Annotated in this window: 16 protein-coding genes; 7 read left to right on the top strand and 9 right to left on the bottom strand. The window is 64.0% G+C overall.

The genetic code is table 11. The features are described from left to right. A partial coding sequence (locus B4C31_RS06345) for an ATP-binding cassette domain-containing protein (RefSeq protein WP_291531790.1) occupies nucleotides 1-245 on the bottom strand: 245 nt, incomplete at its 3' end. Nucleotides 246-866: 621 nt separating this feature from the next. Between B4C31_RS06345 and B4C31_RS06340 the strand changes: the two genes are divergently transcribed. The 5 genes from B4C31_RS06340 to B4C31_RS06320 all read left to right on the top strand — a co-directional run bounded on the left by B4C31_RS06340 (nucleotide 867) and on the right by B4C31_RS06320 (nucleotide 6,524). Beyond that, nucleotides 867-1,823, top strand: a complete 957-nt coding sequence (locus tag B4C31_RS06340; protein ID WP_291531789.1) for a nucleoside hydrolase — start codon at nucleotides 867-869, stop codon at nucleotides 1,821-1,823. Nucleotides 1,824-1,899: 76 nt separating this feature from the next. Then, on the top strand, nucleotides 1,900-3,306 hold the full coding sequence (locus B4C31_RS06335; RefSeq protein WP_291531788.1) for an MFS transporter: 1,407 nt from the start codon (nucleotides 1,900-1,902) through the stop codon (nucleotides 3,304-3,306). A gap of 85 nt (nucleotides 3,307-3,391) precedes the next feature. Continuing rightward, nucleotides 3,392-4,351, top strand: a complete 960-nt coding sequence (locus tag B4C31_RS06330; protein ID WP_291531787.1) for a ribokinase — start codon at nucleotides 3,392-3,394, stop codon at nucleotides 4,349-4,351. A 137-nt stretch (nucleotides 4,352-4,488) separates the two neighbouring features. Further along, nucleotides 4,489-5,205: a LytR/AlgR family response regulator transcription factor gene (locus B4C31_RS06325; RefSeq protein ID WP_291531786.1), complete on the top strand. Its 717-nt coding sequence runs from the start codon at nucleotides 4,489-4,491 to the stop codon at nucleotides 5,203-5,205. Then, entirely contained in the window at nucleotides 5,202-6,524 is a 1,323-nt protein-coding gene (locus B4C31_RS06320; RefSeq protein WP_291531785.1) for an ATP-binding protein, read from the top strand. The genes B4C31_RS06325 and B4C31_RS06320 overlap by 4 nt, the downstream gene beginning before the upstream one ends. Nucleotides 6,525-6,793: 269 nt before the next feature. Here B4C31_RS06320 and B4C31_RS06315 read toward each other — a convergent pair whose 3' ends face one another. From B4C31_RS06315 to B4C31_RS06280, 7 genes are all read right to left on the bottom strand, one after another. Continuing rightward, complete coding sequence (locus tag B4C31_RS06315) at nucleotides 6,794-7,438, bottom strand: hypothetical protein (protein ID WP_291531784.1); 645 nt, start codon at nucleotides 7,436-7,438, stop codon at nucleotides 6,794-6,796. Continuing rightward, nucleotides 7,431-9,854: a glycoside hydrolase family 3 C-terminal domain-containing protein gene (locus B4C31_RS06310; RefSeq protein ID WP_291531783.1), complete on the bottom strand. Its 2,424-nt coding sequence runs from the start codon at nucleotides 9,852-9,854 to the stop codon at nucleotides 7,431-7,433. Before B4C31_RS06310 ends, B4C31_RS06315 begins: the two co-directional genes overlap by 8 nt. A gap of 298 nt (nucleotides 9,855-10,152) precedes the next feature. Continuing rightward, nucleotides 10,153-10,848, bottom strand: a complete 696-nt coding sequence (locus tag B4C31_RS08845) for an ABC transporter transmembrane domain-containing protein (RefSeq protein ID WP_414631853.1) — start codon at nucleotides 10,846-10,848, stop codon at nucleotides 10,153-10,155. 110 nt (nucleotides 10,849-10,958) lie between these two features. Further along, nucleotides 10,959-11,459, bottom strand: coding sequence for a MarR family winged helix-turn-helix transcriptional regulator (locus tag B4C31_RS06295; protein ID WP_291531782.1), 501 nt, complete (start codon nucleotides 11,457-11,459; stop codon nucleotides 10,959-10,961). 313 nt (nucleotides 11,460-11,772) lie between these two features. Continuing rightward, nucleotides 11,773-14,637, bottom strand: a complete 2,865-nt coding sequence (locus B4C31_RS06290) for a glycoside hydrolase family 3 N-terminal domain-containing protein (protein ID WP_291531781.1) — start codon at nucleotides 14,635-14,637, stop codon at nucleotides 11,773-11,775. 139 nt (nucleotides 14,638-14,776) lie between these two features. Continuing rightward, nucleotides 14,777-16,138: an ATP-binding protein gene (locus B4C31_RS06285; protein ID WP_291531780.1), complete on the bottom strand. Its 1,362-nt coding sequence runs from the start codon at nucleotides 16,136-16,138 to the stop codon at nucleotides 14,777-14,779. Nucleotide 16,139: 1 nt separating this feature from the next. Next, a complete protein-coding gene (locus B4C31_RS06280) occupies nucleotides 16,140-16,841 on the bottom strand; it encodes a LytR/AlgR family response regulator transcription factor (RefSeq protein ID WP_291531779.1) in 702 nt (233 codons plus the stop codon). Between the two features lie 175 nt (nucleotides 16,842-17,016). On the opposite strand from B4C31_RS06280, the gene B4C31_RS06275 reads away from it, so the two are divergent. After that, entirely contained in the window at nucleotides 17,017-17,799 is a 783-nt protein-coding gene (locus B4C31_RS06275; RefSeq protein ID WP_291531778.1) for a potassium channel family protein, read from the top strand. Nucleotides 17,800-18,081: 282 nt separating this feature from the next. On the opposite strand, the gene B4C31_RS06270 is transcribed toward B4C31_RS06275, so the two are convergent. Continuing rightward, entirely contained in the window at nucleotides 18,082-20,952 is a 2,871-nt protein-coding gene (locus tag B4C31_RS06270) for a glycoside hydrolase family 3 N-terminal domain-containing protein (RefSeq protein ID WP_291531777.1), read from the bottom strand. Nucleotides 20,953-21,309: 357 nt separating this feature from the next. On the opposite strand from B4C31_RS06270, the gene B4C31_RS06265 reads away from it, so the two are divergent. Next, complete coding sequence (locus B4C31_RS06265; RefSeq protein ID WP_291531776.1) at nucleotides 21,310-23,280, top strand: serine/threonine-protein kinase; 1,971 nt, start codon at nucleotides 21,310-21,312, stop codon at nucleotides 23,278-23,280. The last annotated feature ends 10 nt before the right edge of the window (nucleotides 23,281-23,290 follow it).

Here is a 23,290-nt window from a genome sequence, read left to right as displayed (position 1 = left end):
ACCATGGCGATGTCGCGATCCTTCGGCTGCATGGTGGTGACATCCTTGCCACCGATGAGGATGCGGCCCTTGTTGACCTCTTCCAGACCAGCGAGCATGCGCAGGGTGGTGGACTTACCGCAGCCAGAGGGGCCGACCAGCACGAGGAACTCGCCGTCCTTGATATCCAGATTCAGATCATCCACCGAAGGCTTATCGTTGCCCGGGTAGATACGAGTGACATGGTCAAATACGACTTCTGCCATGATATGTTCATCCTTTCAGAGGCAGGTACGTGCCTCACGATCCGTTGTGGAAGGTGGTTGTGCGTCCGCTTACAGTGCCCGACAGCGGAAACCGTAGACTTCGGCGTTTACTTATCCGGTCCATTGAAGGTTCTCTTCTTTGAGCCACGCTCTACTATACACCAGTTCGTGTTAATGGCAAGGGTGGCGTTTCTCGGCGTGTTAACGCTCACAAACCCTTCACGAGGATCATGGCAGCGCAGGCACCCCGGCGCAATCACTGTGGCGCCCGCCCGCCCCATTCGTCATCGACCCCCGTTTGCCGTTGCGCGGATATGCACCGAATACGAGGCGTACGCCGACCGGCGAGAGGACGGTTAATGCCTGCGCGAATCGCATGATACCAACGGATATAACGTTTTAGCAACACGCCGATAAAACGTTGAAATCACCGGCTTTCCCGAGCACCCCTCCTGAATCCATTTATCATGGAACTACGCGGGCCACCGGCTCGCCAGGCTGTATTGCTAACCGATCGAAGATGACACGGCGGCAGCCGCCGTGCTTGGGCGCCGACATCTTTGCCCCCGAGCACACTCAGGTCGCATTGGGAGCGGCCTCAACAACAGGAAGGAAACCCCCATGGCAAGGCTCATTCTCGATTTGGACACCGGTGTCGACGACGCCCTCGCCATCGCCTACGCGCTGGGCAGCCCCGAGGTCGAGCTCATCGGCATCACCGGCACCTACGGCAACGTGCTGCTGGAACAGGGCGTGCGCAACGCGCTGGCCATCACCGAGCTGCTCGGCCACCCCGAGGTCAAGGTGTATAAAGGTATCCCGCATTCGGAAGCCACGGACGGCTTCGAGGTTCTGGAGATCTCCAAGTTCATCCACGGCAACAACGGAATCGGCGACGTGGACATCCCCGATTCCACGCGCGAGGCCGAAACCGAGCCCGCCGTCGACTTCATCATCGACGCGGTCAAGACCTACGGCAAGGACCTCATCTACGTGCCGACCGGCCCGATGACCAACATCGCCGCGGCCATCCGCAAGGCCCCCGAGATCAAGGACGAAATCGGCAAGATCGTGCTCATGGGCGGCGCCCTGACGGTGTGCGGCAACGTGAACTGCTGCGTGGAGGCGAACATCTCGCAGGATCCGGACGCCGCGGACTACCTGTTCCGCTCCGGCGCGCCGGCCACCATGGTCGGCCTCGACGTCACCCTGCAGACCCTGCTGACCTACAAGGAGACCCAGCAGTGGCGCGACCTGAACACCAAGGCCGGCAACTTCCTCGCCGACATGGCCGACTTCTACATCAAGGCCTACGAGACCACCTCGCCGCATCTGGGCGGCTGCGGCCTGCATGATCCGCTCGCCGTCGGCGTGGCCGTGGACCCGACGCTGGTCACCACGCTGCCGATCAACCTGCAGGTGGACGTCGAGGGCCCGACCCGCGGCCGCACCATCGGAGACAACACGCGCCTGAACGACCCGGTCAAGACCATGCAGGCGGCCGTCGGCGTGGATGTGCCGCGCTTCCTGAACGAATTCATGACCCGCATCACCGGACTCGCCCGCAACGCAGGCTGAATCGCATATGGCCGCCGCAGCGGCATAATACGTTGAGTCCAATCGACATTTGAACGTTATCGAAAGGATGCATACCATGGCTGACAACACCACTGTTGTCGAGCAGGACGTCGACGACGCCACCAACAGGATGGCGATTCGCGCGCTGATCCCCCTGCTCATCACCTTCGTCCTGGGCACGCTGTGCCTGCAGGGCTTCAACCTGGTCTTCCAGCAGGTCGGCGCCGACGTCGGCGCACCCGACCAGGCCTCGCTGATCACCGCTTTCCCGAGCCTGGTGCTCGGCATCGTCTGCTTCATCTACGGCTCGCTCGGCGATTTCGTCTCGCTGCGCAAGCTAGTCACCGTCGGCCTGATCGTACTGTTCGTCGGCTCCCTGTTCGGCTTCTTCGCCAACTACTTCCTGCCGGCGAACCTGTGGACGGTCATCATCGCCCGCGTGCTGCAGACCGCCGGCGAGCAGGTGGCAGGCTCCGCGTTCCTGGTGGTGGCCACCAAGTATCTGAAGAACTCGCTCAAGGTGATCTTCTTCGGCCTGTACACCGCCGCCTATCAGCTGTCCGCCTCGATCGGCGTGTTCGCTGCCGGCTTCCTGAGCACCATCAGCTGGCAGTTCCTGTTCCTGATTCCGGCGGTCACGATCCTCTTCCTGCCGATCCTGCTCAGGAACCTGCCTGACAGCAACGGCAGCGGCGACAAGATCGACACGGTCGGCTTCGTGATCTTCGGCGTGGCCACCGCGTTCCTGACGCTGTTCTTCTCCTACATGAGCTGGTGGATGATCGTCCTGGCCGCCGTGCTGTTCATCGGCTTCGGCGTGTACATCTCCAAGGCCAAGAACCCGTTCATCACCCCGGCGTTCTTCAAGAACACCCGTTGGCTCATGGCCATCTCGCTGATCGCGCTGTTCTACTTCACCAACTACGTGATCTCCCCGTTCTACAACGCCATCGGCGGCTCCCTGTACGGCATGAATTCCTCGCAGGTCTCCACCTATCTGGTGTGGGCGTTCGTGTGCGCCGCCATCGTCGGCACCTCGTCCGGCGTGATCATCGGCAAGATCGGACGTCAGGCCGGCGTCATCATCGCCGCCTGCCTGATCATGTGCGGTTTCGCCGGCGCCGCGTTCTGCGTGGACAAGGGCTTCATCTTCCTGACCCTATGCGCCTGCGTGCTGTACGCCGGTGTCGGCCTGCTGTACTCGCCGGTCGTCAGCACCGTGCTCGGCACGCTGACCACCGAGGAATCCGGTCGCGGCGTGGGCCTGAACGACCTGGTGATGAACGTCTCCCCGTCCATCGGCATCGCCATCTTCGGCAGCCTGCTGGCGGGCGTCCCGGCCGTCGATGAGACCGGCTCCGCGGCGACGCGCGCGGCCGCCGCCTCGGGATACTCGCAGCTGCTGCTCATCGCGGCGGGCGTCATCCTGCTCGGCCTGATCGTGTACCTCGTCTTCCGCAAGCACATCTACGGAACCAAGTAGCCGATCCGCGCACCCGGTGCCGGAGGCGGGCCCGCTCCCTCCGGCACCGGTCTCACCCCACCACCCCCACAATCAAGGAGCAAGCATGCACGACATCCTCGCGAAGCTCGACGACATCCATGGCGCCGTATCCGTCATCGGTTCCATGAACGCCGACTACACGGTCTCCACCGAACGCCTGCCCGAACCGGGCGAAACCGTCAACGGAGGCCCCCTGCAGGTGCTGCCGGGCGGCAAATCCGGCAACCAGGCGGCGGCCGCGGCCCGCATCGGCGCGAACGTCCGCATCTTCGGCGCCGTCGGCTCCGACGCCAACGCCGACTTCCTGCTGGGCAAGCTCACCGAAGCGGGCGTCGACACCCAGTACGTGCGCCACGTCCTCGGCCCCAGCGGCACCACCGTCATCGCCGTGGACGCCAACGGCGAGAACACCATCATCTACTCCCCCGGTTCCAACGCGCAGGTCACCGTGGAATACGTCGAGTCGATGAAGGACGCGATCACCGCCGCGCCGACGATCGGCCTGTGCCTGGAAAGCCCGATCGATACGGTCACCGCCGTGGCCCGCATGGGGCATGAGGCCGGCGCCACCGTGCTGCTGAACAACTCCCCGTTCACCACCGAACTGCCGCGCGAGCTGATCGAAGCCTCCGACATCCTGCTGGTCAACGAGCATGAGATGGCCCAGCTGCTCGACATCAGCGAGCCGGAGGACGACGACTGGGACGGCGTGGACTGGCACACCATCGCCGACAAGATGCACGAGTACGGGTTCCGCCAGGCCGTGATCACGCTCGGCGGCGACGGCTCCGTGGTCATCGACGGCGACGACATCCACCGTATTTCCCCCGTTCGCGTGCAGGCCCGCGATACCACCGGCTGCGGCGACTCGTTCATGGGCACGATCCTGGCCGGCCTCTCCTCCGGCATGACGCTGATGGACAGCGCGCAGCTCGCCTCCTACGTCTCCGCCTACGCCGCCACCAACTACGGCGCGCAGGCCTCCTACGGCACCGCGGCGCAGATCCGCGCGGCCTTCGCGTGACGCCACGCATCCGTCACCTTGGGGCGGCGATCCGTTGCGAACGGGTCGCCGCCCTCTCGCATCAACAGGGTCTTACCGCCAGCCTGCCTACCGTGTATGCTGTTTGATGGGTTGAGTGGCGAAGGAGGCGATGCGGTATGCGTCCTGTCCGAATCGGTGTGGTCGAGGACGATCCCGCCGCCTGTCAGGTCATCCTGGACTACCTCAACCGGTATCAGCGCGAACAGGGCGAGGAATTCGTCGTCTCCGCCTTCAATGACGGCGCGGCGCTGGTCAGTCACTACACACCCGTCTACGACATCCTGCTGATGGATATCGAAATGAAGCAGATGGACGGCATGGAGGCCGCCCGGCGCATACGCGAGCGCGACAGCGGCGTGGTCATCGTGTTCATCACCGCGGCGCCGCAATACGCCATCAGCGGATACGAGGTGCAGGCGCTGTCCTACCTGCTCAAACCGGTGCCGTGGTTCGCGTTCAGCCAGGAACTCAAACGGTCCATCGACATGGTGCGGCGTCATTCCAACGATTCGATGCTGGTGGAGACGGGTTCCAAACAGATCCGCGTGGACCTGACCGACATCGTCTACATCGAATCGATCCGGCACACCATCATCATCCACACGCTCAGCGGCAAGCTGTCCATCACCGGCACTTTGAAGGACCTGGAGGCGCGGCTGGCCGATCATGATTTCTTCCGGTCGAACTCCTGCTATCTGGTGAACCTACGATACGTGGCAGCCGTGGAGGATCAGGACTGCATCATGTCCAACGGCGAACGTCTGCGCATCAGCCGCCCCCGCAAGAAGGCGTTCCTGACCGCGCTGGCGGACTACATGGGCGGCGCGCGATGAGCGACACCATAATCAACGCGCTGCCCGACATCCCCCGGCTGTATACGGCCATCAGCGAGTGGTTGGGATGTCTGGTGTACGTCTGCGCGTTGTACCGGCGCGTACCGCTCTGGCGGACGATCCTGGCCGCTGCGCTGGGGCTGCCAACCCTGATCGGCCTGCAGTATCTGGCAGGCGCCATGCCGCTGACGTTCTGGGTCCTCGGCATGTGCCTGGCGGCGGTAGGCATGTTCGGCATCATCATGCTCGCCATCGGCACCGGCAAACGTGAGGGCCTGTACATCACGGCCCGTGCATTCATCCTGGGCGAACTCATCGCCTCATTGCACTGGCAGCTTGCCACATTCACCGAGCACGCGCTGGGCAGCCCGCCCACATGGTGGGAGAACATCATCCTGCTCGTTGTGACCTACGGTCTGTGCTTCGTGATCGCCTACAACGTGGAACGCGGCAACTTCAGCCAGACCCAGCCCACGGTGCCGACCCTGTCCGCCGCGGTGATGACGGTGGCCACCACGCTGATCACCTTTGCCATGAGCAATCTGAGCTTCGTCTCCACGAACACCCCGTTCTCCGGCACCATCGGGCAGGAGGTGTTCTACATCCGCACGCTGGTGGACCTGTGCGGGTTCGTGATCCTGTATGCGCAGCAGGAGCAGGCGCGCCGGCTCGCCTCGAATATGGAGCTGGCCTCGATCAACGCGCAGCTCAAAAGCCAACATCAGGAGTATCTGCAGTCCAAGGAGAACATCGAGTCGATCGGGCGGCTTGCCCATGACCTCAAGCACCAGATCGCCGCGCTGCGCGCACAGGTGGACCCCGAACACATGGCCGCGGGATTCGAACAGCTGGAGGCGTCGGTGCAGCAGTACAGCGCCCAGCAACATACCGGCAATCCGGTGCTGGACGTCATCCTGACCACCAAGACGCACACCTGCGCGGACAAAGGCATCACGTTCACCGCAGTGGCCGACGGCAAACTGCTGGACGGCATGTCCTCGATGGACATCGCCTCCCTATTCGGCAACGCGCTGGACAACGCCATCGAGGCCACGTCCAAGCTCGCCGACCCGGAACGGAGGCTGATCCGGTTGGCGCTGTACCAGCAGGGGCGGTTCATCGTGCTGCGCGTAGAGAACTACTACGACTCCGCGCTCAAGACCGATACCGCGGGCAATCTGCGCACCACCAAGAAGGATGCGAGTGCACACGGATTCGGTGTCAAATCAATCCGCCACATCGTGCAGCAGTACGGCGGTGAAGTCACCATCCACACGAAGAACCACTGGTTCACGCTCACCGCGCTGATTCCGCGATGAGGCGCGGCGGCCGATGCGGGCTAACCGGCGCATGGACGGACGCCCCATGCGCATGTGGCAAAAGGACCATTTGCCGGTCCGCCGCCGGTCCGTTTGGCACATAAGCACGAGGCCCATGCGACGAAAGGACCACCAAACGGCCAGCCAACGGTCCATCCGGCACACGGATACCGTGCGCGTGTGACATACGGACGGGGTCCCGCCGGATTGACTCCGACGGGACCCCGCGTTCCCCTCTATCGAGCCCGGGTATCAGCTCCGGGCGCGAATCACTTGGCCTCGTCCTTCTTGGCCTCCCCCTCCGGGAAGATGATCTTGAAGACGAAGAAGAAGATGACCATCGAAACACCGCCCGTGATGAAGGTCACGAGGATGTTATAGACAGCCAGCGGCACATAGGCCTGGGCGATCGGCATCCACAGATTGTTGAAACCGTTGCAGATCAGCGAGATCAACACCCACGCGATGAAGTACCACATCGCCTGGTACACGGGGTTGCCGTGGCTCTTGAAGGTGATGTTGCGCTGCAGTGGGAAGTTGATGCACTGCGCGATGAACGAGCCGACCTCGTAGCTGATGAAGTAGCCCAGACCGCCGCCGATGGCCACCGCGCCGGCGGAATCATAGACCACGTTGTAGCCCAGCAGGCTCCAGGTGAAGTCCACGCCGAACAGGCTCATATCCACCTGCGGCCACATGAACTCGGTGCCGGCCAGACCAATGCCGAGGATCGGCGGCAGGAACGTGAAGATCAGGTACTGCACAATCGTCACGCCCATGCTGAATACGAAGAAGTAGAAGATCTGGTACGCCCACTTTGCAAGCTTGGGATGTCCCGCCTCGAACTTCTCCCACTTCGGCATCCACCACGCCATGAACGGGTTGGAATACGCCTTCTTCTCTGCCTCACTCATTGTTGAGCTCCTTTTCTGTGCGCTTGTTGGCGGACTGGTTGCGGAGGAATCCCGCGATGAACGATCCGATGCCGCGGAAGGTGTGGCGGTTCGCGATCTTGACGATGGCCTGAACCATCGCGGAGTCGATCATGCCCTGCGTCATCTTGCTCATGGCGCGCGGCGGCATGTTGAGGATGAACAGCGTGTTCAGATCCGGCTGTCCGGTCTTCTCGCGCACCTTCGCCTCACGCTTGGTGAGCGTCTTGGCGATGGTGCGTGCCAGGAAGCCCTTCGAATCCACCCAAGAGGAGATCGGGTCGTTGGCGCCGAAGGTCACCGGCTTGCCGGGGGCCGTCACCCAGTGGCCGAACAGCGCCGTCATCTCGCCGTCGGTGACCTCCTTGACCTTGCCGGTCAGGTAGGAGCCGAGCGCCGGGTCGGCCGGCTTCGGGTCCACATCGCCCTTGACTTCATGTGTGGCGGTCAGCAGGATGTCCTCCACGTTCGCGCCGACCATCAGCGTCCATTCGCCGGACTCCACATGCCAGGCGTTGGACTCGGTGTCGAAGTGACGGAACGTGTAGCGGTCGAAGTCGATGCGGACGGTCTTGGACTCGTGGGCATCCAGCTGCACCTTGGCGAAGCCCTTGAGCTCGCGGTCCGGCCGCAGCACGCCGCCCTGCGGGCCGCGCACGTACAGCTGGGCCACCGTGGCGCCGGGGACGTCGGAATCGTTGGTCACGGTGAACTCCACGCCGTTGTCGTCCACCTTCAGATCGGCGTAGGAGAACGACGAGTAGCTCAGGCCGTAGCCGAACGGGAAGCGGACCGGCACGCCGGCGGTGGTGTAGTAGCGGTAGCCGACGAACGGGCCTTCGCGGTAGATGGCGTCGCGGCCGATGGCCGGATACCAGCCGGAGTTCGGCGCGTCGGCGTACTGGATCGGCCAGGTCTCCGCCAGGTGGCCGGAGGGGTTCACCTTGCCGGTCAGCGCGTTCGCGGTGGCGGAGGCGCCGGCCTGGCCGGACAGGCCGATGTACAGGATGGCGGCCACGTCGTCGTACCACGGCAGCTCCACCGGGGAACCGGCGACGAGCACGATCACCACGGGCTTGCCGGTGGCCACCAGCGCGTCGACCATGTCGTTCTGGACCTGCGGGATCGCCATCGTGGAGCGGTCGAGGCCCTCGGATTCGCTGCGCTCGTCCAGACCGACGACGGCCACCACCATGTCGGACTTGCCGGCGAGCGCCACGGCCTCGTCGATCAGCCTCCGGTTCTCGACGCCCTGACGGTCGTAACCCTGCGCGTAGCCGGCCACGGTCACGTCTTCGGCCCGGGTGAGTTCGTCAAGCAGGTTCTCCTCGCGGGTGGCGTTCACCTTGGAGGAGCCGGAGCCTTGGAAGCGCGCGACTTTGGCCATGTCTCCGACGACGGCCACCTTCACGCCGGGCTGCAACGGCAGGATGCCGTTGCCGTTCTTCATCAGTACGCTGGAGTTCTCGGACACGTGGCGGGCCACGGCGTGATGGGCGGCGGCGATGTCGTCCGTGAGCAGGTCGTCACGGCCGACGCCTTCGGTCTTGGTCAGCTTGGCGACCTTGGCGACCTCGGCCGCACGGGCATTGAGGTCGGCCTCGGACAGCGTGCCGGCCTGGACAGCGCCGACGAGTTCGCGTACGGAGGTGAATCCCGGCGACGGCATCTCCAGGCTGCCACCGGCCTTGACGGCGTCGACGGCGGAGTTGGAACCGCCCCAGTCGGAGACGACCATGCCGTCGAAGCCCCATTCGTCGCGCAGGATCTCCTGCAGCAGATGCTTGTTCTCATGGGCGTAGACGCCGTTGATCTCGTTGTAGGAGGTCATGATGGTCCACGGATGGGCCTCGCGGACGGTGATCTCGAACGCGGTCAGGTAGATCTCGCGCATCGTGCGCTCGTCGATGACGCTGTTCGAGGCCTGGCGGCGCAGCTCCTGGCTGTTGACCGCGAAGTGCTTCGGGCAGGCCGAGATGCCGTTGCTCTGGATGCCCTTGACGAGGCCGGCGGCCATGTGGCCGGCGACCTGCGGATCCTCCGAATAGTATTCAAAGTTACGCCCGCACAGCGGGTTGCGTTTGATGTTCAGACCGGGGCCGAGCAGCACGTTGACGTCCAGGTCGTGCGCCTCCTTGCCCAGCGCCTCGCCCATCTCCTCGGCGAGCGCCGGATCCCACGAGTTCGCCACCGTGCCGGCGGTCGGGAAACAGGTGGCGGGTTTGGACTGGCCGAGGCCCAGATGGTCGCCCGCGCCAAGCTGACGGCGCACGCCGTGCGGGCCGTCGCTCATCACGAAGCTGGGGATGCCAGCCCGTTCGTTGCCGCGAGAATCCCATTCGGACGCGCCCGAGAGCATCGCCGCTTTCTCCAACACCGAAAGTTCTTCGAGTTCCATGGTTCTCCCTTGCACTGTTTTCTCGAACGGACCGCAGCCATGCTGCATCGCACGGCAGCAGTTCGCCTTCCACTTTGATTCAATCAGGTTTCGGCGCAGGCTGTAGGCACCCGTACACAACCTGTCGTTTTGCTCGCACAATCGGTCTGGCATCCCGTCCCGTGTCCTGCCGCCTTGTGACTACGCGACATCATGATTGTGCGATTTCACAGGAAATCATTGGTTTCCCGCCGTTCCGATGACTTATCGCACGGTCGCGTTATCGCAGAGTCACAAAAACACCAGCCGAATACCGGAGTCAGTCCAGCTCGCGGACTCCGGTCCATAGCTGCCAGTATTCGCCCCGTCGTGCCAGCAACTCCTCGTGCGTGCCGCGTTCGACGATGCGCCCGCGCTCAAGCACGATGATCGCATCGGCATTGCGCACGGTGGAGAGCCGATGCGCGATGACGAACACCGTGCGGCCTCTCATCAGCGCGTCCATGCCTTGTTGGATCAGCGCCTCGGTGCGGGTGTCGATGGACGAGGTGGCCTCGTCGAGGATCAGCACCGGCGGGTCGGCGACGGCGGCGCGCACCTGTTCGTCGGTGGCGTCGAGCCTACCGAACCGGATGTTGTCGGCGATGGTGCCGCGGAACAGGTGCGTGTCCTGCAGCACGATGCCGAGCGAGCCGACGTCCGCATAGCCGTTGATGGCGAGCACCGCGCCAACGATCGTCACGATCGCATAGTTCGCGTAGCTGACGCACACGGTGACCGGCACCATCGTGGAGGCGTAGGTCTGCGCGGCCACGCCGGCCTCGCGCAGCCACCCGTTGAGTGTGCGGAATCGCGAGAGGTTCGCGGCCTCATGGTTGAACACCTTGACGACCTTCTGTCCGAGGATCATCTCCTCGACGTAGCCATCGACGCCGGCACCGCCTTGGCCGAGCACGCCGTCGAGTCCGCCGATGCGGTCGAGGAATTCGTCGGCGCAGGCCAGACGGCACGCCATCAGCATCGAGATGGCGAGTTCGAGCGAGGTCTCCGCCGCCACGCACAGCAGCGCGAGCAGGAAGTCGCGGCGGTTGGCTCCAAGGTACCGGGCGATCAGACGGACACCACTCATCGCGCCGCCTCCGTTTCCTCGGCGACACGCATGTTGGTGCGGACGCGAGTCAAATAATCGGCGAACAATGCGCGTTCTTCGGAAGTGAAGCCGGCAAGCATGATCTGTTCTTCCTCCATGCAGGCCCGGTCCCATGCCATGGCGGCCGCACGGCCACGCCCTGTGATGGCGAGCACGCGGGTGCGGCGATCGCGGCCGGGCGCCGATGTCACGAAACCGTCACGTACCAACGCGTCGGTCATGCGGGAGATGGCGGCCGGGTCGGTTTCGAAGTAGTCGGCGAGCTCACGCTGGCCGGTCGGACCGTGGACCGCCAGATACACCAGCAGCTTGGGCTGGCCGGGACCGAGCCCCAGTTCGGCGCCGCGGCGACGCAGCCGGGTGCGGCCAGTCTGGAAGGCGCGGGCAAGACCGTTGGAGAAGCCCGTCAACGACCGTCCGATCGCCGGGCTCGGTTCATCAGTCGATCTCGGTCCACCAGTCGGTGCAGATGACATAAGCCAATCCTTTGACATATCAATCATTGACATGTCAACTATATCTTGCATAGCGACATGCGACGGCAACGCTCACGTCGACGACACCGTCATTGAGCTGCCCATCTATACAGCCGACGACTTTTCACCGAAGAATGCACTAGTCATACAGCCCACCGTCGAACGTCTGCGTGCGCCGGAAATAGCGATGTGCGACGCACGGATAACCATGCGCCGCACATCTATTCTTGGGCAGTGGACCGAACAAAGAGGAGAAAAGTCCGGTCTGTTGTGGTTCGTTGACGCATAAGCAGCGTCCCCAAACCAGGTGTTATTACTTGACGGCCTTCCTGCGGTCGAGGAAACGCTTGATGGTCAGCGTCTCAAGACCGAGGAAGATGACGGCCACGACGGCGATGCCCACGTAGGTGGCCACCTGCCAGACCGGGGTCTGGGCCTTCGGCTCGCCGTCGGCGTACTTCCAGCTATTGACCGCCGTGTAGAGGATGTTGTGGGCCGCGGTGCGCAGCGCCTGGACGCCGGAGGCGGAACGGACCGTCACGTGGTTCGAGCTTTCGAACGTAGCCAGCATCGCGTCGTTGCCGGCACGGACGAGCTGGTCGCCGTTCTGATAGCCGAAGTCGCCGTACCAGTCGGTCAGCACCATGCCACGGAAGCCCCACTCGTCGCGCAGGACGTTGTTGAGCAGGTTGCTGCTGGCGCCGGCGTAGACCGGTCCGATGTAGTTGAACGAGCTCATCACCGCGCCGGTGTCGCCGTCCTTGACGCTCATCTCGAACGGTTTCATGTAGATCTCGCGGATCGCCTGCTCGTTCGACCAGGTGCAGACCATGTTGTTGCGGTTCGTCTCCTGGTCGTTGAGCACGAAGTGCTTCATGAAGGCGTACACGCCCTGCTCGCGGGCCGCGGCGATCTCGGACGAGGCCATCGCGCCGGAGAACAGCGGGTCCTCCGAGAAGTACTCGAAGTCACGGCCGCCGAACGCGGAGCGGTGGATGTTCATGGCCGGCGCGTACCAGCCGGAGGCGTCCATGTCGTGGGCCATCCGGCCGATCATGTCGCCGAACGCGGAGGCGAGGTCGACGTTCCAAGTGCAGGCGAACGCGGTCGAGCACGGGAAGCCGATGGAGCCGACGCCGGTGAACGTGTTGTTCAGCGAGGCCGGGCCGTCGAGGTCGGTCAGCGCGATCTTGCCGACCGAGTCGATCGCCTGGGTGCCGAAGCCGGCGTTCGCGCTCAGGTTGTCCATGTCGTCGACGGACAGCTGGTCGAGCAGCTGGTCCCACATCGGGTCGTCGTAGTCCTTGCCGCGCAGCTGATAGAGGCTGACGCCGTTGTCGGCGCCGGTGGTCGGCATCTCGTCGTTCGGGTCGTCGAAGTCGGCGGGGTCGTAGTTGCCGTTGTTCAGGAACTCGGCCTTGATCTCGTCGCTCATCGACATCGAGGCCGGGGCCGCGGTCGCCTCGTCGTAGTTGGCGAAGTGGTCGGCGCGGGACAGGTACTCGACGTCGCCGGCGGCGTTGTCGAACTGGTTCGTCGCCACGACGGCGTCGCCGTTATGGGTGTTATCGTCGGAATCGTAGGTGATGGTCTCCGGCACGTTCACCGTGGCGGACGCGATCTCGTTGTGCGAGTCGGAATTGATCGAGATCCGGTAGTCGCCGGCCTCGAGCACCCACGCCTTCGCGTTCTCGTAGTCGTAGGAGGCCATGTCGTCGTCATCGAAGGAGATGGACACCGTCTCGGAATCGCCGGGCTGCAGCTCCTCCGTCTTGTCGAACGCCACCAGGTTGGCGGACGCCTTCTCGATGCCGCCGTTGACGTACGGCGGGTTGTAGTAGACCTCGACCACGTCCTTGCCGGCCACGTCGCCCGTGTTCGTCACCGTCACGTCGAACGACACCGTGCCGTCCTGGTAGGTCACATCGCCCATCTGCTGGTCGAACGTGGTGTAGCTCAGGCCGTAGCCGAACGGGAACTCGACCATCGCGTCGTAGTCGATCAGGCCCTCGTCCGCGGCGGTCTCGTAGAACTTGTAGCCGACGTAGATGCCCTCCACGTAGTTCACGAACGTCGGGGTGGACGGGTAGCCGTAGTTGGAGACCGTGAACTCGTCGACGTTGTCGTAGCGGAAGTTGCCGAAGTTGTTCCAGGTCGGGGTCTGGGTCAGGTCGGTGACGAAGGTGTCGGAGGTGCGGCCGGACGGGTTGGTGTTGCCGGCGAGCACGTCGCCCAGGGCGTTGAAGCCGGTCTGGCCGGCCGGCGGGCACCACAGCACCGACGCGATCTGCGGGTAGTCGTCGAGGAAGTCGAACTGGAAAGCGTTCGCGCCGTTGTAGACCAGCGTCACGTCGTCGAAGTTCGAGGTGACCATGTCGATCATGTTGCGCTCGGTCTGGCTCAGCTGCAGGAAGTGCTCACCCGCCTCGAAGTCCTGGTAGTCCGAGGAGTTCTCGTCGTAGACGATGTTCTCGCCCTTCATGTCGGTCGGCAGGTCGGAGCCCTCGCCGCCGACGCGGGTAATCACGATGACGGCCTGGTCGGAGAAGTCCTTGGCCTCGGAGAGCAGGTCGTCGGAGTACTGGTCGGCCGGCACCTCGGGCAGCGTCCAGTCCTGGTCGTTGATCGCGACGACCGGACGGTCGGTGCGGTAGTCGGTGTACAGCTTGGACAGGTCCTCGTTGGTCTCCAGGCCGGCGTTCCTCATGCCGTCGAGGATCGAGACGGTCGGATAGGCGTCGGACATCGAACCGGAGCCGGTGCCGCCGTAGACGGGGTTGGTGGAGCCCCAGCCGAACACGTTGACCTTGGTGTCCTTGAGCGGCAGGTTGTCGTCGTCGTTCTTCAGCAGGGTGATGGCCTCCTGCTGCACCTCCGCGGCGAGGTCGTTCGCGGCGGAGATCGTCGACTCCTGCAGGACGTGACGGTTGGTGGCGAGGTTCAGCAGGCTGGACAGCGGGCCGAACAGCATCATCGCCACGGCCACGACCGTCGCGACCATGAACACGAGCCACGACTCGGAATGGATGAGCTTGCGGACGGCGGTGTCCTTCACCGTCTTCCGGTTGACGCCGATGGTGATGGCGATGGCCAGCACCAGCACCACGGCGATGGTGATCAGATGCGGTTTGAGGTTGTTCAGCACCGCAATGACATCATCGATGTTTACGCCGATCATGCATGTTCCTTTTCTCTCCCGCCGACGCCGTCGCCGGCGACCACAGACGTTGTGGATAGCGGCAACCCTATGCGCGGCGGGGAGCGGACACGGCGGGGACTTCGCGAACGGCGGGTTCCGGTTCGCGAAACGCACCCGGTCAGGCGGCCACGCTGCCGGAGGGCGCGTCGGCGCCGGACTCGTCCGATCCGTCGGGCAGCGGAATCACGATCGACATCGAGAAGAGCTCATGTTCGGCGGAGATCGTCATCTCGCCGCCGTACCGGTGCACCTGCCGGTCGATCGAGCGCACGCCAAACCCGTGGTAGCGCGGGTCGTCCTTCGTCGTGACCGGCAGGCCGTCGCGGAACCGCGGCTGCCGGTCCGGCGCGTAGAAGTTGCGCTCATCAATCAGCAGCAGGCCGCCGTTCACCGAAACGGTCAAGTCGATGACGCGCTTGTCCGGGTCCGTCACATGCAGCACGCTTTCGACGGCGTTGTCGAGCATGTTGCCGAACAGCGCGTACAGGTCGGACCGTTCGATGAACCCGAGCCGCCGGCCGTCCACCGAGCAGGTGAACATGATGCCGTTGCCCGAGCAGTACAGGCTCTTCTCGGTGAGCAGGGCGTCGAGCGACTCGTTACCGGTGTGGAAGATCGAATCGTAGATGCGGATGCTGTCCTCCACCTCGCGGATCGAGCCGGGGCTCGGACGGCCGGCGCCGTCCGCATACAGCGAGGCCACGGCCTTGCGGATGTCGTGGCATTTGATGTTGATCAGCTCGATGTTCTCCTTGGCCAGCTCGTAATGCCGTTCGCGCAGGCGGTCCGTCTCCCGGATGAGCACCAGGTCGTCGCGCAGGTGGTCGTTGGCCGACACCAGCATCATCACGGACAGGGCGAGCAGCACGCAGACGATGTCGTAGACGTAGCCGGTCACGCGGGTCTCCAGGCCCCGGTTCTGCACGAACGCCAGGTTGAACACGATGAACAGCGCGATCACGCCGATGCCGATCATGACCCAGGCGAGGCCGTTGCGCGCCTTCTCGCCGTCGATGGTCATCCGCCGTCCGAACAGCCAGTACGCCGCCACGTACACCGGCGCGTACGTCACGGCGACGAACAGCAGGTAATCCAGTCCGATCGTCGTCCGGGCGTCCGGCCACACCGCCATGTGCACCAGCCGCGAGACGTCGAAGGCGATGTGCTGCACCGCGTACCCCGCGGCCACCGTGACCAGCGCCTCGATCCACCGCATCACGGCGCACCACCGCAGCGCCACGACGAACAGCCCCGCGCACACGGCGAAGAACGCGATCATACGGAAGATCCACGGGAACATCTCGGCGTAGCCGTCGAACGGACGCACCAGCGGCGCGTACGCGAAACCCGTCACGAGCGCGACGACCGGCAGGACGAGCAGCCTCGCGTACGGCGGACGCCACCGGACACGCCTGCAGAACAGCAGCACCGCGAGCAGCAGCTCGACCGGGAACGTGTAGAACACATCGAACAGCTGCATATCACCCTCCGTGATAGGCCGCGAGCGCCTGCATCAGCGACTTGCGGCGCGACCGGCTGACGCGCACCCGCTCACCGTCGACGTCGACGTCGTCGCCGTGGACCGCGCGCACCCATTCCAGATTGACCAGACAGTACCGGCTCACGGGCACGAACCCCACCGGCTCCAGCGTCTCCGCGGCGTCCTTCAGGCTCGCCCACACCTTGCGGATCCCCTCGCCGGTGTGGTACAGCAGCGCGTGGTCGAGCACCTCCACGTAGCGGATGTCCACGGAGGGCACGAACACCGTCTCCGACCCCACGGTCAGCGGGACGGTGACGCTCCGTCGCCTGGCGACGATGTCCTCGGCCTTGCGCATCTTGATCGCGAACGCGTAGTAGTTCAGCGGCTTGAGCAGATAGCCGATCGCGTCGACGTCGTATCCCTCCACCGCGTACTGCGCCATCTTGGTGGTGAACACCAGCACGGTCTGGTCGTCGACGACGCGCAGACGGCGGGCGACGGTGACGCCGTCAGTGCCGGGCATCTCCACGTCGAGGAACATCAGGTCGAACGAGGCCTTGTAGTCGCGCAGCAGGGAATCGCCGTCGGCGAACCGGGTCACGGCGTACCGCGAGGCGTCGCCGTAGAAGTACCGGTCGATCATCGACGCGGTGCCCCTGGCGTCCGCATCGTCGTCATCGACCAGCGCGATGGTTATCATGCCTGCCCCTCGCTTTCGACCGACCGGGCGAACGGCCCGGCATCCGCTGACTGCCATCCATGATAGCGGCCGCTGCATCCGGGCCACCATACCGCTGAGACATCGTCGGAGGCAGCTTCCCGTTCCCCGCTTGACACGGTCTGTCTCAAACGACGGGGCACATTATCATCGGAATATGAACCTGAAACAGTGGCAAAAATGGACCGATTGGCCGCTGATGATCCTGGCCATCGTGTTCTTGGCGGCGTTTTCCTGGCAGGTGCTGGCCGGCACGCATACGACGCTGTGCGAAGGGCTGATGAATGCGATATGGATCGTATTCATCGTGGATTACGTGGTCTCATTGTGGCTGGCCGAGAACAAATGGCAGTGGTTCAAGCACAATCTGATCAGCCTGCTGTCGATCGTGCTGCCGATGTTCCGCCCGCTGCGGCTGCTGAGGCTGGTCAAGGTACTGCACGTGCTGGGGCGCACCAGCGGCATGGCGGTGCGCGGCAAGCTCACCGTATACACGATCGGATCGGTCTCGATGCTGATCTACGTGAGCGCGTTGGCCGTGTACGCGGCGGAGCGCGGCGCCGAAGGCTCGTCGATCACCGACTTCCCCACCGCCCTGTGGTGGGCGTTCGTGACGGCGACGACGGTCGGCTACGGCGACCATACGCCGGTGACGGTCTACGGCAAACTGGCGGCCGTGGGGCTGATGTTCACCGGCATCGCACTGATCGGCATGATCACGGCGATGCTGGCTTCATGGATCGTGGATCAGGTCAACGCCGAGGCCGAGGAGCGTGAGGAGGAGGCGCAGTCGGAAACCGACCGTCTGCGCCGTGACATCCGCGAGCTGACCGACACCGTGGCCGCATTGCGGGAGGAGATCCGCGAGCTGCGTTCCCCGGATGCGTCTGCGGCGGTTCCCGAACCACCATCCGCCCCGATCACCCCTTCCGGACTCTGATCCACTCACCCCACAACCCACTCACCGACAATGGCGGAATACCAACGTTTTCCGCAGTTGCATCAGAGTCACGATGGATCAGAGTCACGAAACACGGTCACGAAAAAACTCGATCGCGATGGATCAGCGTCCGGAAGGCAACCTGTCCGGGGATGGGCGGACACGATTGGGACGGAATGGAGCACAGAGGAATGGAGCACAGAGGAATGGATATAAGCAAGGGCGGCACCCCGCTGTGAGGTGCCGCCCCGGATTATGGCGCTGGATGTTTATCCGTCACAATCAGGCCTTGGCGGCCTTCTTGCGGTCGACGAAGCGCTTGATCGTCAGGATCTCAAGGCCGACGAACAGCACCGCGGCCACGCCCCACACCACGTAGGTGATGGTCTGCCAGATCGGAGTGGCGATCTCCGGCTCACCATCCGCGTACATCCAGCTGTTCGCCGCCATGTACAGGATGTTGTGGGCCGCGTTACGCATCGCGATCACGGAGGTGGCCGAGTCGTCGGTCACGTGGTTCGTGATGTCGGTGGTGGCCAGCATGAAGTCGTTGCCGTTGCGGATCAGCTGGTCGGCGTTCTGGTAGCCGTAGCCGCCGAAGTAATCGGTCAGCACGGCGCCGCGGAAGCCCCACTCGTCACGCAGCACGGTCTGTTGCAGGCTCGGATGGGCGCCCGCATAGGTCGTGCCGATGTAGTTGAAGGAGCTCATCACCGCATTGGTGCCGCCGATCTTGACGGACATCTCGAACGGCTTGAGGTAGATCTCGCGAATCGCCTGCTCGTTCGACCAGGTGCACAGCATCGAGTTGCGGTTGGTCTCCTGATCGTTCAGTGCGAAGTGCTTCATGAAGGAGTACACGCCCTTCTCGCTGGCGGCGGCGATGGCGCTGGAGGCCATGACGCCGGACAGGTAGCCATCCTCCGAGTAGTACTCGAAGTTACGGCCGGAGAAGGCGGAACGATGGATGTTCATGGCCGGGGCGTACCAACCGGTCACGTGCATCTCATGCGCCATGGTGCCGATCATGTCACCGAACTCGGTGGCCAGGTCGGCGTTCCAGGAGCATGCGAAGGACACGCCGGACGGCAGGCCGATGGAGCCGACACCGGTGAAGTTGTTGTTCAGCGAGGCCGGGCCATCCACGTCGGTCAGCTGGATCTTGCCGATCTTCTCGACGGCCGCGTTGCCGTAGCCGCCGTTGGCGATCAGGTTGTCCATATCCTCGAAGGTCAGCTGGTCGAGCAGCTCGTCCCACATCGGGTCGTCATATTCCTTGCCTGCGAGGTCCGCCAGACGCACGCCGTTGTTGGCGTCGGTGGTCGGCATCTCGTCGTCCGGGTTGTTGTAGTCGGCCGGATCGTAGTTGGAGTTGTTGATGAAGGTGGCCTTGTACTCCTCGGGCATGGACATCGAGGCCGGGGCGGCGGTCGCCTCCGCGTAGTTCGCGAAACCGTCCGCGCGGCTCAGGTAGTTGAGCCCGCCGTTCGCGTCATCGAACGCGTTGGTGGCCACGACCTGGTCGCCGTCGTGCGTGTTGTCCTCGGAATCGAACGTGATCGTCTCCGGCACGTTCACCGTCGCGGAATCGATCACCGTGTGCGAGTCGGAATTGATCGACACCACGTAGTCGCCCTCCTCGAGCACCCACGCCTTGGCGTCCTCGTAATCATAGGAGGCCATGTCGTCGTCCTCGAACTCGATCGCGACGGTCTCCGACTCCCCCGGCTCAAGCTCGCCGGTCTTGTCGAACGCCACCAGGTTCGCCGAGGCCTTCTCGATGCCGCCATTGGTGTACGGCGGGTTGTAGTAGACCTCGACCACGTCCTTGCCGGCCACGTCGCCCGTGTTCGTCACCGTCACGTCCAGGCTCACCGTGCCGTCCGCATAGGTCACGTCGCCCAGCTCCTGGGAGAACGTCGTGTAGCTCAGACCGTAGCCGAACGGGTACTGCACGGTCGCGTCGTAGTCGATCAGGCCCTCGTCGTCAGCGGTCTCGTAGAACTTGTACCCCACATAGATGCCCTCGACATAGTTCACGAACGTCGGGGAGGTGGTGCCGCCGAACGCCTCGGAGGCGAACTCGGACATGTTGTCGTAGTCGAAGTCGCCGATGTTGTTCCAGGTCGGGGCCTGCTTGAGGTCATACAGGAAGGTGTCCGAGGTCTTGCCGGACGGGTTCACGGTGCCGGCTAGGATCTCGCCGAGCGCCACGAAGCCGGTCTGGCCGGCGGGCGGGCACCACAGCACGGACTTGATCTGCGGATAGTCGCGGATGAAATCGAGCTGGAAAGCGTTGGCGCCGTTGTAGACGAAAGTCACGTTCTCGAAGTTCGAGGTGACCAGGTCGATCATGTCCTGCTCGGTCTGCGAGAGCTGCAGGAAGTGCTCGCCGTCCTCATAGTCGGCGTACTCGGTGGAGTTGTCGTTGTAGACGATGCCTTCGCCCTTCATATTGGTGGGCAGATCGGCGCCCTCGCCACCCGACCGGGAGATCACGATGACGGCCTCATCGGAGAACTCCTTGGCGGAGTCGATAACGTCCTGCGGGTAGTCGGCCGCCGGAAGCTCCGGGAGCGTCCAATCCTGTTCGAACATGCCGACGACCGGACGATCGGCGCGATAGTCGGTGTACAGCTTAGAAAGGTCCTCGTTGGTCTCCAGACCGGCTTCCTTCAGACCGTCCAGCAGCGAGGTAGTCGGATACGAGGCGGACATCGAGCCCGAGCCGGTACCGCCGTAGATCGGGTTGGTCGACCCCCAGCCGAACACGTTGACCTTCGTGTTCTTCAACGGCAGGTTGCCGTCGTTGTTCTGCAGCAGCGTAATGCCTTCGCGCTGCACCTCGACCGCCAGATCCTCGGCCGCGTCGACGGTTTCCTGAGTCAGTTCGTACTTGGTGGCGGTGGCGTTGTTCAGCAGCGTGGCCAGCGGGCCGAACAGCATCATCGAAACGGCCACGACCGCCGCGACCAGAAACACCAGCCACGATTCGGAATGAATGAGTTTGCGTGTCGCCGTATCCGCAACCGTCTTCTTGTTGACGGCCACGGTCACGATGATCGCCAGCACCAGCACGACGCCGATGACGATCAGCTGCGGCAGCACGGACATGAGGACGTTGATGACGTCCGCCATATTAATGCCCAGCATGAGCTTTCCTCCTCCTTGTTCTCATTGGGAACAACCGACGTGAATGCGCCCTCGGTACATGCCGTAGCGCGACGTTCCGGCGTGGGACTGCCCTGCCACACAACCATCAGTCAGGTCTGGATCGTTCGCTTCACCATTGAGGTTCGCAACGTCAGCACCTCTTCATGCCGATAAATCCATCATTCCCAACTTTACCGGCTTTTACCCGTTCGACCCATATCCTGTCGATTCAAGTGCATAATCTGCATGACCCCCCATGCGTTCCGTCTATGGCCCGACCCGCTTTTCGCAGCCGTTCATCCTCTGCCGACCCCTGCAGCATCGCGTCGTTACAGCGTGTCGCGGTAGGATGGCGGCATGAGCGAACTGAATCTGGAATCCGGCCAGCTGGTGGGGGGGTACACGCTGATATCCCGTCTGGGAGCCGGCGCGATGGGTTCCGTGTGGCGGGTGCGCGATGACGGCGGGCAGGAATACGCCATGAAGATCCTGCGCGATTCGCTGTCCGAGGACGACGTGCCGCCGGATTCCCCTGAAGCCAAGGAACGGCTGACCGCACGGGAACGCCTGCGCCGCGAGGCGATGGCGTTGCGCCGCGTGCAACACCCGGGGGTATGCGGCATTGTGGATATGGAGTTGGACGATTCGCTGGCGTTCATCGTCACCGAACTGATCGAGGGCAAGAACCTGCGCGACGACGTCGCCGCAAACGGCCGGTATGTGGGCACTGATCTGGAACGGCTGACGCGCAAGCTGATCGACGCCGTCAAGGCCGTGCATGCCGCCGGTATCATCCACCGCGACATCAAGCCGACGAATGTGATGGTCTCCGCCACCGGCCCGATTCTGGTGGATTTCGGCATTGCGATGGGCGAGGGGGAAAGCCATGTGACCCGTACCGGTCTGGTGATGGGCACGCCCGGGTTCATCGCCCCGGAGATCATCGACGGGGCCGAATCCGACGAGATGACCGACTGGTGGTCGGTGGCGTCCGTGCTGGCATTCGCCGCCACCGGGGCGCCCGTATTCGGTTCCAAGCCGATGATGGCCGTATTGGAGCGCGCGGCGGCCGGCAACGCGAATCTGACGGGATTGCCGGCCGGCACAACGGCGGCGTTCCGTTCGGCGCTCGACCCCGACCGGTCCAAGCGCTGCGCGCCGGAAGCGTTGCTGCAGGCCATCGAACGCGACGCCATGGACCCCACCGCGTGGGAGGTGGTGCGCCCTTTTGACCCCGCGTCCCCGGACGCCGGGGAGGACTCGCCCGCGGACCCGAACAATCCGCGGTCCTTATGGACCGATGACGAGACCGACGAGATCCCCGGCGAGCAGGCCGGTGACGAACCGATTGACGACGAACCGGACCAGCAGCGTACGCGAATCGTGACCTCCACGTTGACACCGTCGGCCCCTCCGGCACCTCCGATGCCGCCGACCGCCACCGCCATCCTCCAGGCCATGCCGTCCACCACCACGATGGCCGCACCGTCGGTTTCGCTGTCCCCACCGGCTCCGCCGACCGCCACCGCGGTCCTACGGACGGCCGCATCGACGCCACTGCCGCCACCATCGCCACTGTCCGAACCGTCCGGCCCGCCCACACCGCCACAGGCCTCCCCCTTAGGGGGTGCCTATCTGACGTACGTACAACGCGAATCCCGCCGCAAGCAGGGTCTGACCCCCTGTCTTCTGGCGACCCTGCCGGTGGCGATACTGGCCGCCTCACATCCGTTCGGCGCGCTGACGCTGGCCTTCGCGCTGTTCTGGGCGATGCTGGCCGCAGGATTGAATGCCGAATCGCAGTTCCGCCGGGAGATCCGGCACGACGGTAAGCGGCGGTTCGGCGACGGATTGCGCCGCGCCGCCGCCGTACCGTGGCATCTGGCCAAGGGTTGCGCGCTGGCCGCGCTACGCATCGCGCCGATGACCGCGGTCGTTCTCGGCGTGGCCTTGGCGATGTCCGGGATGCTCGGGGCCCCGTCGGAGGCGTTCACTGCAACCTTCACCCCCACCAGCCATCCGTTCATCGTCCTGCTGCCCACGGACGCGCCGCTGTCCGGTTCCGGCCTGCTCATGGCCGGGGTCACAGGCCTGTGCTGGCTCGCCAATGTCCTGGCGTTCTCGCCAGATACCCTCCGCATCGGCGCGGCCACCCTCTGCGGTGTTGCGTCTCGGCGCGATGCCGGCGAATCCGCGGACGAGACGGCGGATTCGCGTCCTCATGTCCGCCGAACAGCTGCCATAGCCGTCGGAGGAATGTTGACGGTACTGACCGTGCTGATGGCCGTATTCCTACCGTCCATCTCCTGGTTTCCGCTGTTTACGTGAATTTCATATC

The organism is Bifidobacterium sp. UBA4282 (genome assembly GCF_002394995.1).
Lineage (GTDB): Bacteria > Actinomycetota > Actinomycetes > Actinomycetales > Bifidobacteriaceae > Bifidobacterium > Bifidobacterium pullorum_B.
This window is presented reverse-complemented; position numbering and strand designations above follow the sequence as displayed.

What these genes read in the sequence shown, in the direction of transcription:
- B4C31_RS06340 (WP_291531789.1), top strand. Translation starts at nt 867, where the DNA reads ATGGCAAGGCTCATTCTCGATTTGGACACCGGTGTCGACGACGCCCTC.
- B4C31_RS06335 (WP_291531788.1), top strand. Translation starts at nt 1,900, where the DNA reads ATGGCTGACAACACCACTGTTGTCGAGCAGGACGTCGACGACGCCACC.
- B4C31_RS06330 (WP_291531787.1), top strand. Translation starts at nt 3,392, where the DNA reads ATGCACGACATCCTCGCGAAGCTCGACGACATCCATGGCGCCGTATCC.
- B4C31_RS06325 (WP_291531786.1), top strand. Translation starts at nt 4,489, where the DNA reads ATGCGTCCTGTCCGAATCGGTGTGGTCGAGGACGATCCCGCCGCCTGT.
- B4C31_RS06320 (WP_291531785.1), top strand. Translation starts at nt 5,202, where the DNA reads ATGAGCGACACCATAATCAACGCGCTGCCCGACATCCCCCGGCTGTAT.
- B4C31_RS06315 (WP_291531784.1), bottom strand. Translation starts at nt 7,438, where the DNA reads ATGAGTGAGGCAGAGAAGAAGGCGTATTCCAACCCGTTCATGGCGTGG.
- B4C31_RS06310 (WP_291531783.1), bottom strand. Translation starts at nt 9,854, where the DNA reads ATGGAACTCGAAGAACTTTCGGTGTTGGAGAAAGCGGCGATGCTCTCG.
- B4C31_RS08845 (WP_414631853.1), bottom strand. Translation starts at nt 10,848, where the DNA reads ATGGCGTGCCGTCTGGCCTGCGCCGACGAATTCCTCGACCGCATCGGC.
- B4C31_RS06295 (WP_291531782.1), bottom strand. Translation starts at nt 11,459, where the DNA reads ATGTCATCTGCACCGACTGGTGGACCGAGATCGACTGATGAACCGAGC.
- B4C31_RS06290 (WP_291531781.1), bottom strand. Translation starts at nt 14,637, where the DNA reads ATGATCGGCGTAAACATCGATGATGTCATTGCGGTGCTGAACAACCTC.
- B4C31_RS06285 (WP_291531780.1), bottom strand. Translation starts at nt 16,138, where the DNA reads ATGCAGCTGTTCGATGTGTTCTACACGTTCCCGGTCGAGCTGCTGCTC.
- B4C31_RS06280 (WP_291531779.1), bottom strand. Translation starts at nt 16,841, where the DNA reads ATGATAACCATCGCGCTGGTCGATGACGACGATGCGGACGCCAGGGGC.
- B4C31_RS06275 (WP_291531778.1), top strand. Translation starts at nt 17,017, where the DNA reads ATGAACCTGAAACAGTGGCAAAAATGGACCGATTGGCCGCTGATGATC.
- B4C31_RS06270 (WP_291531777.1), bottom strand. Translation starts at nt 20,952, where the DNA reads ATGCTGGGCATTAATATGGCGGACGTCATCAACGTCCTCATGTCCGTG.
- B4C31_RS06265 (WP_291531776.1), top strand. Translation starts at nt 21,310, where the DNA reads ATGAGCGAACTGAATCTGGAATCCGGCCAGCTGGTGGGGGGGTACACG.